The sequence below is a fragment of the Labilithrix luteola genome (assembly GCF_001263205.1).
Lineage (GTDB): Bacteria > Myxococcota_A > Polyangia > Polyangiales > Polyangiaceae > Labilithrix > Labilithrix luteola.
The window spans coordinates 6,120,681-6,136,952 of record NZ_CP012333.1; the positions used below are offsets into that span (position 1 = coordinate 6,120,681).

Below are 16,272 nucleotides of genomic sequence, written 5' to 3' on the forward strand. Positions count from 1 at the left end.
GCGTCCGCCCTTCGACGGGGAGGGGCGGACGGCACGGTGCGGGTCAGCTCGCGGCGTACCACTCTTGAATCGAGCGGACGGCGCCGGCGGTGGCTTCGTCTTCTTCCATCGCGGCGCAACCGAGCTTGGCGAGCGCCGCGGTGGTGAAGCAGGTGATGCCGCTGGCGAGCGCCGTTTGACGTAGCGCGCGCGTGTGGACCGTCTCGTCGTCGCCTTCGGCCGTGACGACCGCCAGGGCGATCGTTCCGGAGCGGAGGAGAGCGGCCGAGGCGCGACCGTCGTCGCTGTCTTCGACCTTCGTGTGCGGAATGCGCGAGGCGGTGAGAGCCGCCGCCGTGGCGCCGACCGCCGAGATGTCGAAGCCGAGCGAACGGAAACGGCGGCCGAGCTCCACGGCCGTCATGCGATCGCGTTCGGTGACGCTCAGCAAGACGTTGCGCGGAGCGCCGTTCGACGGACGGGCGAGCGAGGCGCCGATCGCGCGGAGGGCCTTGCCGTAGGCGCGCGCCGGCGTGTCGCCGATGCCCATGACCTCGCCGGTCGAGCGCATCTCAGGCCCGAGAGCCGTGTCCGCGCCGGGCAGCTTCTTGAAGGGGAACACGCACTCCTTCGCCGCGACGTGGCGGGGAAGGGGGCGGTCTTCGATGCCCAGCTCGTCGAGCGTCTTGCCGAGCATCACCTTGGTGGCGATGCGGACGAGCGGCAGGCCGATGGCCTTCGCGACGAAGGGCACCGTGCGGCTCGCGCGCGGGTTCACTTCGAGCACGTAGACCTTGCCGTCTTTGACCGCGAGCTGCGCGTTCATGAGGCCGACGACGCCGAGCTCGAGAGCGAGCGAGCGAACGATCTCTTCGACGCGCTCGATGATCTCGGGGCGAAGCGTGAAGGGCGGAAGGATGGTGGCCGAGTCGCCGGAGTGGACGCCGGCGCGTTCGAGGTGCTCGAGCACGCCGCCGATGACGACGCGCTTGCCGTCGGAGATGCAGTCGACGTCGACCTCGACGGCGTCGTCGAGGAAGCGGTCGACGAGGATCGTGCCGCCGCCGACGAACGAGGCTGCCATCAGCGAGAGATGCGCATCGAGCTCGGCGTGGTTGCGCGCGATCTTCATCGCCCGGCCGCCGAGCACGTAGCTCGGACGCACGAGGACGGGGAAGCCGAGGCGATCGGCCGAGGTACGAACTTCCTCGTGCGTGCGGGCGATGGCGCTCGCGGGGCGCTCGAGCCCGAGTTTGTCGAGCACCTCGTCGAAGCGCTCGCGATCTTCGGCGCGGTCGATCGCGTCGGCGCTGGTGCCGAGGAGCTTGATGCCGCGTGCGGCGAGCTCGGTGGCCAAGCGAAGGGGCGTCTGTCCGCCGAATTGCACGAGCACGCCTTCCGGCTTCTCGGCGTTGCAGACCTCGAGGACCGTCTCCAGCGTGACCGGCTCGAAGTAGAGGCGGTCGGCCATGTCGTAGTCGGTCGAGACCGTCTCGGGGTTCGAGTTGATCATGACCGCCTCGAACCCGAGCTCACGAACAGCGGAGAGCGCGTGGACGCAGCAGTAGTCGAACTCGATGCCCTGACCGATGCGGTTCGGGCCGGCGCCGAGGACGACGATCTTCTTGCGATCGCCGGGCGCCGTCTCGCTCTCGGTCTCCCACGTCGCGTACATGTACGGGGTGGTGCCGGGCATCTCGGCGGCGCAGGTGTCGACGCGCGAGAACGTCGGACGCACGCCGGCCTTCTCGCGGATCTCGCGCACGGTCTTCTCGTCTTTGCCGACGAGCTCGCCGATGCGCTGATCGCCGAAGCCGAGGCGCTTGTATTCTGCAAGCGAGGCGGCGGTGAGGCCGTCCACGCCTTCGCGCGCGATGGTGGCCTCGGCGTCGACGATGCGACGGAACTGGGCGACGAACCACGGATCGAAGGCGGTGGCCTCGGCCACCTGGGCATCCGTTGCGCCGGCGCGCATCGCGTCGACGACGAGGAGCAGACGGCGATCGTTCGGACGTCCGAGCTCGTCGAGGAGCTGGTCGCTGAGCTTCGTGCCGTTCGCACCGTTGCCCGGCTTCGTCAGACCCGAGAGCCCGGTCTCGAGGGCGCGTGCGGCCTTCTGGACCGACTCGCAGAACGTGCGGCCGATGCTCATCGCCTCGCCGACGCTCTTCATCTGCGTGCCGAGCAGATCGTCGGCGCCGGGGAACTTCTCGAACGCGAAGCGCGGCCACTTCACGACCACGTAATCGAGCGTGGGCTCGAACGCGGCGCTCGAGCCGGTGAGGTCGTTGCGGAGCTCGTCGAGGCTGTAGCCGATGGCGAGCTTCGTCGCGATCTTCGCGATGGGGTAACCCGTGGCCTTCGAGGCGAGCGCGCTCGAACGCGAGACGCGCGGGTTCATCTCGATGACGCGCACTTCGCCGTCGCCGGGGCGAACCGCGAACTGCACGTTCGCGCCGCCCGTCTCGACACCGATCTCGCTCATGACCGCGCGCGCCGCGTCGCGGAGGCGCTGGTATTCCTTGTCGGTGAGCGTCATCGCCGGGGCGACCGTGATCGAGTCACCCGTGTGGACGCCGAGCGGATCGAGGTTCTCGATCGTACAGACCACGATGAAGTTGTCGGCGCGATCGCGGATGACTTCGAGCTCGAATTCCTTCCAGCCGAGGAGACTCTCTTCGACGAGCACCTCGTGCGTGGGCGAAGCTTCGAGCGCGCGCGCCACCTTCACCTCGAGGTCGGCTTCGTCGCGGGCGATACCGCCGCCGGTGCCGCCGAGGGTGAACGACGGGCGCAGGATGAGCGGCCAGCCGAGATCCTTGCTCGCGGCGCGTGCTTCCTCGATGGATCGAGCGACGATCGCGCGCGGGCAGGCGAGGCCGATCTTCTCCATCGCGTCTTTGAAGAGCGCGCGGTCCTCGGCCTTGCGGATGACGTCGGGCTTGGCGCCGAGGAGCTCCACGCCGTACTTGGCGAGCGTTCCGTCGTCGGCGAGAGCCAGGGCGAGGTTCAACGCCGTCTGACCACCGAGCGTGGGCAGGATTGCGCTGGGCCGTTCGCGTTCGACGATGGCGCGGAGGGCCGGCACGTCGAGCGGCTCGACGTACGTGCGGTCGGCGAGCTCCGGGTCGGTCATGATCGTGGCCGGGTTCGAGTTCACGAGGACGACCTCGTAGCCCTCGGCGCGAAGCGCACGGAGACCCTGCGTTCCCGAGTAGTCGAACTCGCAACCTTGTCCGATGACGATCGGCCCGGCGCCGATCACGAGGATCCGGGAGAGATCAGCTCGTCGCGGCATGAAGAGGTGCCTCCGATTGCGGAATGCCTCGCAGCTCCGGCATGCCGAGAGCGAGGTTCAAGTTGCGGACGGCCTGCGTGGCAGCGCCGCCCAGAAGGTTGTCGATGGTGGCGATGACGACGGCATGTTGGCCGTCGCGCGAGACGTCGAGGCCGCCGATGGCCACGTGATGCTTGCCGGCAATGTCGCGCACGAGCGGCGCTTCCTTGCTGTAGTGCACCATGGGCTCGGCGTCGTAGGCCGCGCGGTAGAGCGCGTCGATGGCGGGGAGCTCGTGCGCCTCGCGGAAGGCGACCGACACGGTCACGGTGATCCCTCGGAAGAAGGGCGCGACGTGCGGCATGAAGAAGAGGCGGCAACCGAGCTGCCTCGACACTTCACGCTCGTGGATGTGCGAGGTGAGCGAGTAGGGCAGGAGGTTGTCGGCGAGGACCGCCGGATCGTTCTTCGGCGAAGGCGTGGTGCCCGCACCGCTGTAGCCGCTCACCCCGAACGCGCTCGGCGGACCGTCGAGCAGGGAAACGAGCGGCGAAAGCGCAAGTTGGGTGGCGGTGGCGTAGCAACCCGGGTTGGCGATGTGTTTGGCGCCGGCGATCTTCGCGCGGAGGCGCTCCGGTTGCCCGTAGACCCATGCGTCGTCGAAGCGGTAGTCCGCTCCGAGATCGACGATGACCGCGTCGGGCCGCGCCGCGGTGATGGCTTCGACGTAGGCCGCGCTCTGCCCGTTCGGCACCGCGAGCACGTACGCATCGAGCTTCTCGGCGGCGATGTCCGCGGGCGTCTTTCCATCACGCGCCGAGACGGACAGACGGAGATCGAATCCACCGTGCCCTTCCACCAGCGCGAGCAGTTCCTTGCCGACGTAGCCTCGGGATCCGATGACCCCGAGACTCGCCCGCTCGTTCGACGGCGTTGTCATCGTCACGCCGTCTTCGCGAGAGGTGCGTCGTGGAAGGTCGCGGCCATGCCGAGTGCGCGCTCGACCGAGGCCTGGATCTCTCCGAAGCCGGTCATTCCGCACCAGAAGACCCACCATTTGGCCGTCTTGTAGAGGCCGTCCGCGTTTTGCGCGTACCAGCCGTTCACCGGGTTCTCCGCGCGTGCGCGCCAGAACATCTTCGGGTTCTCGCGGCGCAGGCGCTGCCAGATCGAGCCGCCGATGCCTTCGCCCTGCGCTTCGCTCGTGACCGCGAACTTGTCGAGGTACGGCACGCCGTCTTCGAGCGTGAGGATCGCGGTGGCGCGGTAAGAGTCTGCAAGATACACGCGATACGGCGCCTTGTGGTCGAAGTACGCGCCGTCGAGCTTTCGCCCGAAGCACTCCTCGAGGAGCGCGCGGAGGCGAGGCGTGTCGATCGTGGTCCAGTCGTCGTGGCGCGTGACCTTCTCGCCACGACGGACGAGCGTGCCTTCACCGCGGTGCGTGAAGAGCTCCTTCGCGAGGTGCTCGGGCGAGGTGACCGACACCGACGAGGTCGGCGGCAACTCCGAGAGCAACGAGGAGATCTCGCTCAGCTTTCGGCGCGACTCGAGCCCGAAGCGCGGGTCGGCCATGAGCTGATCGTAGTCCTCGGCGAGGTTGACGGCGGAGCGAATCGCGCCGGACTCGTCGACGAGGCCGCCCGACTCGTTGAGGTAGACGATCTTGTGCGGCTTGAGCGCGTGCGCGATGGCGCGCGCGACGACGTCGGCGTGGACGACGAGGATCTGGCCCTTCGAGGTCTCGCCGAGCGGGGCGACGATCGGGAGGATGCCGGCCTGCGCCGTCTGGGCGATGGCCGCCTCGCGCACACCGGTGATCTCGCCGACGAGACCGAGCTCCGGCGAATCGTTCTTCTTCACGTCGAGGAGACCCGAGGTGAACGGACGCGCGCGCGTGCCGAGGGCCTCGAGCGCGTCGACGAGCTTGAGGTTCGTGTCGTGCAGGACGCGGCGAGCGACTTCGAGCGCGGCGGGCGTCATCTTGCGGAGGCCCTTCACCACCGGTGCGTCGACACCCGCTTGCGAGAGCGCGTGGTCGAGCTGGAGGTTTCCTCCGTGCACGACGATGGGAACGAGGCCGACCTTCTGGAGGAAGGAGAGCGACGAGGCGAGCGCGTCGAGCGAGTTGTGGATGACGTTGCCGCTCGCCTTGACGACGGCGAACTTCGGCGTGTCGACGCTCGTGTAGTGACGCAGGTACTGCTCGACCTCCTTGCGCGAACCGATGTTCGTGAGGAGACGGACGATGACGTCCTGCGTTTCCTTGGCCTGGCTGCTCGGGACCTGATTCATGGCGACACCCCACCGAGGCCGACGAGACGGCGAAGAAGAGCCTTCTGGACGTGGAGACGGTTCTCCGCCTCCTCGATGACGAGCGAACGCGGGCCGCTCGTGACGGCGTCGGTCGCCTTCACGTTGCGGCGCATGGGCAGACAGTGGCTGAAGTAGCCGTTGTCGGTGAGCGCCATCTTGCGCTCGTCGACGATGAAGTGCTTGTGAGCGTCGCGGATCGGCTTCTCTTCCTCCCAGCGACCGAAGTAGGGGAGCGCGCCCCAGCTCTTCGCGTAGACGACGTTCGCGCCCGCGTACGCCGCGTCGACGTCGTGCGTGACGGTGATCGAGCGACCCTGCTCGGCGGCGAAGTTCTTGGCCGCATCCATGTAGCGCGAGTCGAGGACGTACTCGGGCGTGGGGCAGAGCAGCGTGACGTCGAAGCCGAACTTCGCCGCTGCGATGAGCGCCGAGTTCGCGACCGCCGTGTTGAGCGGACGCGGGTGATACGTCCACGTGAGGAGGAACTTCTTGCCGTCCGTCGTGCCGAGCTTCTCCTTGAGAGCGAGCATCAGCGCGAGCTCCTGGCACGGGTGCGTGATGGTCTCCATGTTGAGCACGGGGACCGTCGCGTACTTGGCGAACTGACGGATGACGAGATCCTCGCGGTCGTCTTCCCAGCGCTGGAACTTCGGGAACGCGCGCACCGCGATGATGTCGCAATAGCGCGAGAGAACGCGCGCCACCTCTTCCACGTGCTCTTCGGCTTCGGCATCCATCACGACGCCGTCGCGGTACTCGATCGGCCAGGCGCCCTTGCCGGGCTCGAGGACGACGGCGTGACCGCCCATCTCGAACACGCCGATCTCGAACGACGAGCGCGTGCGGAGCGACGGGTTGAAGAACACGAGCGCGACACTTTTGCCGGCGAGATCCTGACGCGCAATCGTGCGCCTGTTCGCCTTGAGCTCACGCGCGTCCGTGAGGAGCGACTCGAGCTCGGAACGTGACCAATCCAGGGTGGAGAGGAAATGCCTCGGCGGCGTTGTCTGAGCAGTGCTCGTCGTCATCGTTGTTTGACCCCTGATAACCGGATCCGCCGGTGGATCAAGCAACGATTGACCCCGATCGAACGCCGCTAGAGGTCAGCCGTGACGCGTGGCCGCCGAGGGAGTGCCACCCCGAGGCGTTCGAGGTGTCCGGCGGCAGCAAACACGGTCGCTTCGTCCCACGCGTCGCCCACGAGCTGGAGGCCGAGAGGAAGCCCGTTCGCGTCGCATCCGACGGGCGCCGAGAGGGCGGGGAGGCCCGAGAGGTTGCCGAGGAAGGCGAAGCGACAGAGCCCGTCGAGCACTTTCGTATCGAGGAAGCCCGTGCGCATGTCGGTGTCCGTCACACGTGCCGCGGGGCTGACCGTCGACGGGAGAGCGAGCAAATCGATGGTTCGGAACGCGCTCGACAGCTCGTGGCGTAGGCCCGTCCGAAGGCGGCAGACGTCGAGGTATTCGGAGGCCTCGAAGCCGTCGATCGCCGAGAAGGTGACCTGGAGATCGTCGCCCATCTCGTCTCGCTTGGTGCGCCAGTCTTCTCGGACCGAGGCGCGCGCCTCGGCGGCGATGATGACGACGCCGATCGACATGGCGTACGAGGCGAGCTCGAGGCGCACGGGAACGAGCTTGGCTCCGGCCTTTTCGAGCGCGGAAAGCGCGGCCTTGCCGGCGCGGGCGACGGGCTCGCTCGCGTCGGCCCATTCCGACTCGGGAACGCCGATGACGAGCCCTCGCACACCGCGGCCGATCGCCGAGATGAACGAGCCTCGCTCGCGAGGCGGGGCGGCGAAGGTCTGCGGGTCGTTGGCGTCGTGACCGCTCATCAGCTCGAGCATGTGGGCAAGGTCGAGCGTGCAACCGGCGATGGGACCGAGGTGGGCCACCGTGCCGGTCGAGACGTCGCCCGAGCGACTGACGCGCCCCCAGGTCGGCTTGATACCGAACACGCCGTTCATTGCGGACGGAATTCGGATCGAGCCGCCTCCGTCGGCGCCGATGGCGAAGGGGACGAGACCGGTCGCGACGGCAACCCCGGATCCGGTCGAAGAGCCACCGGCGATGTGGTTCGTGTCGTGCGGGTTTCGCGGCATCACGCGCTTGGCGTTCGAGCCGTTGGGCGTCATGCCGAGCTCGGTCATGACCGTGGTGCCGATCACGATCGCGCCCGCTGCACGCATGCGCGCGACGGCCGTCGCGTCGTTCTCCTGCGGGGCTCCGTCGAGGAACGTGGTGCCGGAGCGACGCGGCAGTCCCTTCACCGCGGTCTGCTCCTTGACGAGCATCGGCACGCCGTCGAGCGGGCCGAGCGCGCGACCGAGTCGCCATCGCGCCGCCGAAGCCTGCGCATCGGCGAGGGCGGACTCTTCGCTGAAATCGCACACCGGACCGACGGACGGGCTGAGCCGCGCGAGCCGCCGCGCTTCGTCGAGGACCTTCCGCGCCACCTCGTAGGGAGATCGCTGCCCGTTGCGGTACGCGGCCGTCAGCGACGCACTCGACTCCGCCCACCCGTGCGATGTGATGGGCAGCCCCTCGCTCGGCAGATCGCGCGGCGCGCGGCCGGGATGGGGACGCGTGTCGAGCGGGACGTCGCCGCGCAGCGCCTCGGGCAATTCGGCGAGGCGATCGACGCCCAGGTCGCCACGGAGCATGCGCTGGAGCGCGCGGCTGCCCACACGGGTCTTCGAGAGGCGAGCGAGGCTGCGGAGCGGCGTACCGCTGAGGCGAGGGGAGGGCACGAGACCGTCGTAGAGCATGGGCTCACGCAGCGCCACGGGCTTCGCGCGGACCGAAGCTCATCCTGTCGCCGGAGAGCCCATTCGGTAGGGTTTCGGTACTTTGCGACGCAGCGGATCGAAGGCCACCATTGCAAGCGGCGGCCGCAAATGGCAGGTCATTGTACGTGTCCACGGCCACCACCGAAGGTATCCAGGTGACGGTTCGCGTCTCGTACGTACCCGAGCAGTCTTCGCCCCGGATGCACCGCTACGTCTTTGCTTACACGGTTCGGATCGCCAACGACGGCGGCGCCCCCGCTCAGCTCCGGAGCCGTCACTGGGTCATCACCGATGGCGACGGCCGCATCGAAGAGGTGCGTGGTCCGGGGGTGGTGGGTCAGCAGCCCACGCTCAACCCGGGCGATCAATTCGAGTACACGAGCGGATGCGTGCTCACCACGCCGCGCGGTGAGATGCGGGGCACCTACCAGATGCACCGCCCCGACGGCTCGACCTTCGACGCGACGATCGCGCCGTTCTCTCTCGCGCTGCCCTACTCGCTCAACTGAGGATCTCGAGCAATGGATGACAAGCGCTACCACGAAGTCGCCGACGCAGCCCTCCGCCGTATCGAGAACATGCTCGAAGACGTCGACGCCGAAGACGTCGATGTCGAGCGCTCGGGTGACGTCGTCACGCTGACCTTCAAGAGCGGCAAGAAGGCGGTCGTCAACACGCAGCGCCCCACGCGTCAGATCTGGCTCGCGGCCAACGCGCGCGCCTGGCACTTCGACTTCGACGAAGCCACCTCGCGCTGGCTCGACGACAAGGGGCAGTCCGTGGAGCTCCTCTCGAAGGTGGCCGAGATCGTCAAAGAGTCGTCTGGTCTCGACGTCGCAGTGAAGTAGCTCGCAAGTAGCTCGCAAGTAGCTCGCAAGTAGCTCGCAAGTAGTTCGCGATGACGACGTCGGCGCGCGCCTGATGAAGAGGTGCGCATGGGCATCGTGGCGTGAGTCCTCGAGGCGTGGACTGCACGCAACACGCTGGGGTTCCTCGATGCGAGATCCGGAATGGATCGATCCGTTCGTCGAGGTGTGCGCATTTCTGCTCGGAGGAAGGGAAGACTTCGGCGGAGGTTCCGTATCGCGTCAGTGAGGGGATGACGTCGCGATGCACGCGGCGATGCCCCGAAGGAGACCCGATGCGAATCCATGGTGCTGCCCTTGCGCTCCTCGCGGCTCTCGCGGCTGCGTGCACGACGACGACGGACGACGGTGACGTCTCTACGAGCGAAAGCGGCCTCAACGAGGTCTCTACTCCGCGTAAGGGCAACACGATCAATTCGCCGAGCGTCGATCCGACCAAGACGTACTGGGGAGCGCGGAGCCTCACCATCCTGTCGAATATCGGCGCATTGACGCCGGAGGAAGTCACTCTCGCGAAGCGCGCCGACGGCATTACGGCGAACGCGCCGCCGAACGGACGACTGGGCATCGACGAACTCGTCGAGCTGGAGAAGCGATCCGGCACACTGTTTCCGAGCGAGCGCGCCATGCTGCCGAAGCTGTGGTCACTCCTCGAGATGGCGCCGGCGACCGTCCTCGGTGCAACGGCGTCGCTCACCGAGATGGCGCGGCAGAACAGCTATTCGGTCACCAAGACGCAGCTCCCGATCTCCAAGCTCACGGGGGACGCAAAGACCGTCGCCCAACGGATCGAGCTCTCCGCGAACAGCGACGGTGATCCCGACACGATTGCGGGCATCGACGTCTTCAACGCCAATAGCGACAGCGGCTCGTACTTGCCGGGCGAGATCGCTCGATTCCGCGAGATCATGATTGCGATTGCCGCCGGCGCCGCGCCGATCCCGGCCGACGCTCAGAAGATCACCGTGGGGGTCGCGCCGGATGCGAAGACCGTCCTGCTCGATACTCCGGAGGTCTCGTTCTGGCAGCAGGACGGCCTGACGCCGCCCACTTCACTACGGCTCGATCAGCAGGCGACGCTGAGGTACGAGCCTGTCGTCCACGTGAAGGTGAAGGACGGAGCGACGAAGCTCGTCTTGATCAACACCGAGTCAGGCAGCGACTGGCAAGCCGAAAGCGGCGAGTACACCAACGCTGGCGGCGCCTACGTCGAGGTGTGGAAGAACGGCTCACGCATCGTGGTCGCCATGCCGAAGGTCGCGAGCACGAAGCTCGACATCCCGTACGGGCACGCGATCCAGTTGTCGTCGTCGACGCTCACGCAGTCTTTCGTGTCGACCATGTTCATGCAGTGGGGCGGCACCGAAAGTCGTCCGAGCATTCCGAGCGGCTCCTACCGCTTCACCAAGGATCCGAAGGCGCGTTTCGACCTGTTCGCCAACGGCCGGGCCATCCTCACCGACGGTGACGGCGCCGTGCACGAGTGCATCCCTCAAGCCACCAACTACGTCGTATCGCGCTGCGACGTCGGTAGCGGCAACGTCTGGTACTACATCTCGTTCTCCGGGAACCTCGGTCTGGCGAGCGCGTCGAGCGTTGCCCTCGGTGAGCTCTACCCCAACTGAAGTCGGTTTCGGCGACCCCGCCATCCGGGAGGGAGCTACTCCTCCTGGATGGAGACGCCGATGGCTCCGCGCAGATCCGAGTAGAGATCGCTCGTAGCGAAGCGATAGAGCTCGGCGATGCGCTCGCGAGGCGGCAGATCGGCCGTCGATTGCGGCTCGCTAAGCATCACGCGACGTGCCGGCCGGACGTCGCCTGCGAGGAGAAGACCCGCGCGTGTGCTCGACACGTCGGCCGCTTGCGACCAGCGTTTCACGTCGAAGACGCTGCCCTCCATCGTGGCTTGCGTGACGATCGCGCGGATGGCTTCGCGTTCGTCGGGTGTCATGATGGCGGCAAGGCTCGCGTCGAACGCCGCGCCTGCCGCGTCGGACGCGCCTTCGTTTCGACTCACGCGTACGGCCGCGGCGAGCAGAATGGTCAAATCCGAGATCGAAGGGAAGAACGCGCGCGCGGCAAGCTCGGGCCGCTGCTCGGCGAGGCGCTTGCCGACCACGTAGACGAGCGAGTCGGCGCGCGCCTCGACCGCCTTGGGGCTGACGAGGATCGCCCCGAACGGAGCGAGCGCGGGAGCGAAGAGAACGGGCGACCCGGGATCACCGAGGAGCAAATCCGGCACGCCGAGGCTCAAGATCTCCGCGGCGTTCGCGAACGTGGCGCGGATCTGATCGTGCAGCTGCGAATGCGCGGGCGTGAACGGCCTGCCGACGGCGTGCACCAGCTGCTCGGGCCGGAGCTGCGCGTGGCGCATGCGCGCGACCACCGGGGTCATGCGCGCGAAGAGCGTCGTCAGCGTCGGGTCGAGATCGGCCGAGAGCACGTGGCTTCTCCAGGCGTGCTCGACGATCTGCCCGGGGACGGCCTGCAGCGGCACCGGCGCGTAGTCGTCGTGGAAGCGGCGTTGCTCGGGCGTCAGCTCACGCATGCTCGCGAGCACGTTGACCGTGCACCACGCCTTGTCGAAGTAGTGTTGGCGTAGAAACAGCTCGTAGAGCTCGGCATAGAGCTCGGCGTCGTGAGGGTCTCGCTCCAAGAGGTCGCGCGTGCGCGCCACGGCCCGGTCGAGCTCGTCGGTGATGACGAGCAGCTCGGTGACGATCTTGCGCACGGCCGGATCGTCGGGACGCAGGCGTGCCGCGGCCTCCATCGCTTCGTATGCTCGCTCCGCGTCTTCGAGGCGATCGCGATAGATGAGACCGAGCTGGCTGAACAGCGCGAATCGAAGGGCCTCGTCGTCGTGACGGACGCGCGCGATCATTTTCCGATACGCGCGCTCGAGGCCTTCCCAGTCCTTGGCCTCGGTCATGACCCGAACGAGTTGCTCGAAGACGTCGAGGCGCTTCTTGTCGATGTCGAGGATCTGGTCGAAGAGATCCGCCGCGCGCCCCAGATCTCGCACTTTCTCCGCGACGACTTGCGCCATCGCGAGGAGGCTCTTCACCTTGCGCTCGGGGCTCTCTTGGATCGTCGAGATCGCGGCGAGCACGCCGGAGAGGGCGTCCCACGCTTCGAGCTCGACGTAGACGAGCATCAGTGCGTGCAAGAGCACGTTGTCGAGCGGCTTGAGCTTCCGAGCCTCCTCGTAGACGCTCGCCGCGCGTGCGGGATCCTGGGCCTTCTTCGCCCAGATCTCGCCCGTTTCGAGCAGAAGCTGGAAGCGTGCGTCGGCGCTCGGCGTGTTCCGCGCGAGATCGAGCTTGAGCCCGCAGGCGACGGCGTAGTTGCCGAGCTCGACCTGCACGTCGGCCAGCTCGCGAAGCACGTCGGCGTTCTCCGGGTCGGCGCCGAACGCGGCAGTGAGCGAACGGGCGGCTCCCTTCACGTCGTTCACGTCGCGCTGCAGCTGGGCGAGGCGAATGAGAACAGGCGCGGGGAGGCCGTCGGGGTGCTCGCCGATGCGTGTCAGCATCTTTCGGGCGCGTGCGACGACTCGCGGCGCGTTGCGGCACTGGCTGCAGACCATGATGAGGTCCGACTGCGCGGAGGCATCTTCGGGTCTCAAGTCCGTGGCGGCGAGCGAGGACGTCATCGCCTTGTCCGCATTGCCCAGCGCCGCGGAGATGCGCGTCTGCAGACGGAGCCGCGTGAAGAGGGCATCTTTGCGCTTCTCTCGCGTGGCCGCGGCAATCAGTGTTTCGCAGAGCGGCGCCGCTTCGGCCCAGCGCTCGCCTCGGATGAAGCTGTCGAGCACGGCTTCGGCGGCGGTCTCGTTCGTGGGGTCGGCTTTGGCGGCAGCCTCGAACGCTTCGTGCGCAGCGCTTTCGTCGCCGCGTTGGCGGTGCAGCTGGGCGAGTTCGACGTAGATGGCGCCACGTTGCCTCGGAGCCTCCACGTTCTTGGCGCGCTGCTCGAGGCACTTGGCGACGCGATTCAGATCGCCCGAGGCATAGGCGTGCTTCTGCTGTGCTTCCCACGCTGCGCCGTTCGTCGGATCGAGTTCGACGGCGCGCTCGTAGTGAGGAATCGCCGAGCCCGGATCGCGATCCGGGGCCGCGAGGAAGTCTCCGAGCTGAACGAACAACTGCGAGCTCATACGCTTCGTCGCGGCGAGCTCCGCGAGGCGTGCGCGATAGATCGCCATGCTTCGCCAGTCGGACTGTTTCTCGTAGATGCGCGCCAGATCGCCGAGTGCCCGTCGATGCTCGGGATCGATGAGGAGCTGTTCGCGACGCGCGGCGATGGCCGATGGAACGTCGCCGAGCTTCGCTCCGTAGACCTCGGACACGAGATCGAGCAGCTCGATGCGTGTCTTCTCGTCGGGGGCCCGTCGAGCGCGCGTCCGGAGAACTTTGGCGAGCTTCGGCCAATCGCGCAGCGCGTGATAGCAGCGTTCGAGGCCCTGGAGAGCGGCGGCGTCGTCTCCGTCGAGCTCGAGGACGCTCTCGAGGATTTCGGCGGCCTTCTCGCGGCGGAGGAACTTCTTCTCCTGGAGCTCGGCGAGCGCGAGAAGCAGCGGCACACGTGCTTCGTCCGACGAGGCCGCTTCGATCTGTCGATCGAGAGCCCACTCGACCTGGGCGTGCTTCTCCTGCGCTCGTCCGAGGCGTTCGAGCTCTCGTAGCGCGGGAATCGAGCCGTGATCGAGCCCCACTGCGGTTTCGACGTGCCGCGCCTCGTCCGGGGTACCGGCATGCGAATGGGCGAGGGCGAGGTAGAGCGCCACGCGCTCGTCGCGGCGCGTGGCTCGTTCGAGCGAACGCACGAGCAGCTCGCGCGCCGTCTTCGTGTCGCCCGCCACCATGGCTGCGTGGACGCCGCGCCGGAGCGTGACGGGATGCGATTTGTCGAGCCGCTCGATCTCCATGACGAGCGGCGCGGTTTCCTCGGGGCGACCGAGATGGTTCTCGAGCCAGTAGACGATGTGGCCGAGCAAGATGATGCGAAGCTCAGGATCGGCCGTGTGCAGATTGCGTCGTGCGCGGCTGACGAGCTCTTCGATGCGACCGACGCGACGACCAAGGCGATCGAGCGCGGTCGCTACGTCCTCGTCGCCTGGACGAAGCTCGAAGGCCTCCTCGAGCGCCGAGAACGCGCGCTCCGGAGCATCGAGCCGGTGCTCGTGCACGCTGGCGATCTTCAGGAGCAGCGTGGTCTTCTCGAGCGGCGTGGCGGCACTCGCGAGTCGCATCCGATAGAGCTCGATGAGCGCGCTGAAGCTCTCTTCGCGCTGGAGCTGTCGTTCGTCGCTGTCGGGATCGACCTCGAAGGGAAGGAGCGGCTTCGCCGGCGCCGGTGGGCGATACGCAGGAGCTGCGGGCGCGAGCGCTTTGCCCGGCAAGAGCGAGACGTCGGTGTGCGCGTAGTCCGCGTTGGGAACACGCGTCTCCGCGAGCTCGTCGAGAAGGAGGAACTCCGCCTCGCCCGAGTCGAGAACGATGGCCTCGTCCTCGATGACCGCTTCTTCGAGGGCTTCCTCGTCGAGGACTTCCTCCGCCTCTTCTTCGAGAACCTCCTCCTCCGAAACCTCTTCGCGCGCGAGCTGGCGCGGGTCGACGACGTCGACGACGTCGGTTGTCGGGTTCGGATCGGTCTCGGGCACGACGATGCCGGGAGGCACGGCGATCGAGAGCGTGTCGAACTCGTCGTGGACGCTCGGCGGGCCCTGCAGCGCCACGCGCCTCGTCACGTCGGTCTGGTTGACCGTCTCTGCTTCGCCCGGGTAGGCCTCTTCGCCTTCGGCACTCGCCAGCCTCGGAAGGGCGACGAGATCGAACGCCGTCGCTTCGTGCGGTTGCTGCAGGCGTGCCCGAAGCACCGTCTGTTGAACTTCGATCGTCGGACCGAGCAGGTCGACGCGCGTGATGCTCGCAGGCGCCCCATCGCCGAAGCTCGGCAGATCTGTCGTCTGGGGGATCGAGCTCGGCGTGGCGACGGTGTGGCCGCGTTCCGCTCTCTTCGCCTCATCGGCTCCGTCGCGCGCCTGGGCCTCACGCAACGCTGCGATGTCGATGGGCTGCGTCGACTCTTCGTCGCTCGCCATGGCGCTCCAGTTTACCAACGGAAATCGCAGCTGAAGTACGACCTCTGCGCGATCCGCGTCAGCTTCATCATCGCTTCGGAGGCGCGAGGCCTCACGACCATGTCACAAGGTCGAGCTCACGCCATGCTTCAGCCGAAATTTCAGGCAGATAGCCGAACTTCCGCTGGTCGAGGAGGAACACTGACGTTAACGTAAGGGTAAGTCTTGACGCGAAACGAGACCTCCTCTACTGACCGAATCGGCTTCCAAGTCTCACGCACACGTGAGAGTAGGACTCCGGCTCAAGCCCGCTCAAGCCCGCCTCGTAGCCCCCGTAACCCATGAGCAACGTTCGCCTCCCCATTCTCCGAGAGCTCCGAGAAGCTCGCGAAGCCGAGCCGTCCTCGCCGTCGCTGCCGGACGTGGAGGGCGAGACGCTCATGCAGGTCGGCGACCTCGCGCGCGAGACCGGCAAGACCGTCCGGGCCATCCACCTCTACGAGGAGCTCGAGCTTCTCAAGCCCGTCGCCCGCTCGAAGGGGCGCTACCGGCTCTACGGTCAGGAAGCGCTCGTCCGCATCCGCTGGATCGGCAAGCTCCAAGACCTCGGCTTCAGCCTCACGGACATCAAGACCATCGTTCGCGACTTCGAGACCGAAGGCACGAACGGCTCCGCCTCGGCGGCCATGGTCAAGGTGCGTGAGGTCTACAAGCAAAAGCTCGACGAGACCCGCGCCCAGATCGCCCGTCTCTCCGCGCTCGAACACGAGATCCTCGCGAGCCTCACCTACCTCGAGGCGTGCCGCTCGGTCTGCGAGCCAGACCGAGTGCTCCACACCTGCCAAACCTGCGATCACCATTCCCGCGAAGAAAAGGTCCCCGACCTCGTCGCCGGGTTCCGCGCTTAGTCGCCTAGTCACGTTCGCCTCGCGTTCGCTCGCGATTCGCAAGCTTCAGAAAGCGTTCA

Annotated in this window: 10 protein-coding genes; 4 read left to right on the plus strand and 6 right to left on the minus strand. The window is 67.2% G+C overall.

Annotated elements, in window-relative coordinates:
* Positions 1-43: 43 nt before the first annotated feature.
* The 5 genes from carB to AKJ09_RS26770 all read right to left on the minus strand — a co-directional run bounded on the left by carB (position 44) and on the right by AKJ09_RS26770 (position 8,354).
* A complete protein-coding gene (gene carB, locus AKJ09_RS26750) occupies positions 44-3,277 on the minus strand; it encodes a carbamoyl-phosphate synthase large subunit (protein ID WP_146650542.1) in 3,234 nt (1,077 codons plus the stop codon).
* On the minus strand, positions 3,261-4,196 hold the full coding sequence (argC, locus tag AKJ09_RS26755) for an N-acetyl-gamma-glutamyl-phosphate reductase (protein WP_146650544.1): 936 nt from the start codon (positions 4,194-4,196) through the stop codon (positions 3,261-3,263). The genes carB and argC overlap by 17 nt, the downstream gene beginning before the upstream one ends.
* A gap of 2 nt (positions 4,197-4,198) precedes the next feature.
* A complete protein-coding gene (locus tag AKJ09_RS26760; RefSeq protein WP_146650546.1) occupies positions 4,199-5,551 on the minus strand; it encodes an acetylglutamate kinase in 1,353 nt (450 codons plus the stop codon).
* Positions 5,548-6,600, minus strand: a complete 1,053-nt coding sequence (locus tag AKJ09_RS26765) for an N-acetylornithine carbamoyltransferase (protein WP_146650548.1) — start codon at positions 6,598-6,600, stop codon at positions 5,548-5,550. Before AKJ09_RS26765 ends, AKJ09_RS26760 begins: the two co-directional genes overlap by 4 nt.
* Positions 6,601-6,668: 68 nt before the next feature.
* Positions 6,669-8,354, minus strand: a complete 1,686-nt coding sequence (locus AKJ09_RS26770; protein ID WP_146650551.1) for an amidase — start codon at positions 8,352-8,354, stop codon at positions 6,669-6,671.
* 128 nt (positions 8,355-8,482) lie between these two features.
* On the opposite strand from AKJ09_RS26770, the gene apaG reads away from it, so the two are divergent.
* The 3 genes from apaG to AKJ09_RS26785 all read left to right on the plus strand — a co-directional run bounded on the left by apaG (position 8,483) and on the right by AKJ09_RS26785 (position 10,848).
* Complete coding sequence (apaG, locus tag AKJ09_RS26775; protein ID WP_146650553.1) at positions 8,483-8,866, plus strand: Co2+/Mg2+ efflux protein ApaG; 384 nt, start codon at positions 8,483-8,485, stop codon at positions 8,864-8,866.
* A 12-nt stretch (positions 8,867-8,878) separates the two neighbouring features.
* A complete protein-coding gene (gene cyaY / locus AKJ09_RS26780) occupies positions 8,879-9,205 on the plus strand; it encodes an iron donor protein CyaY (protein WP_146650555.1) in 327 nt (108 codons plus the stop codon).
* Between the two features lie 293 nt (positions 9,206-9,498).
* Positions 9,499-10,848 carry a hypothetical protein gene (locus AKJ09_RS26785; RefSeq protein WP_146650557.1) on the plus strand — a complete coding sequence of 450 codons (1,350 nt, stop codon included), beginning with the start codon at positions 9,499-9,501 and terminating at the stop codon, positions 10,846-10,848.
* A 35-nt stretch (positions 10,849-10,883) separates the two neighbouring features.
* On the opposite strand, the gene AKJ09_RS26790 is transcribed toward AKJ09_RS26785, so the two are convergent.
* Positions 10,884-15,326, minus strand: coding sequence for a tetratricopeptide repeat protein (locus AKJ09_RS26790; RefSeq protein ID WP_146650559.1), 4,443 nt, complete (start codon positions 15,324-15,326; stop codon positions 10,884-10,886).
* Between the two features lie 320 nt (positions 15,327-15,646).
* On the opposite strand from AKJ09_RS26790, the gene AKJ09_RS26795 reads away from it, so the two are divergent.
* Positions 15,647-16,213, plus strand: coding sequence for a MerR family transcriptional regulator (locus tag AKJ09_RS26795; protein WP_240488597.1), 567 nt, complete (start codon positions 15,647-15,649; stop codon positions 16,211-16,213).
* Positions 16,214-16,272: the final 59 nt, after the last annotated feature.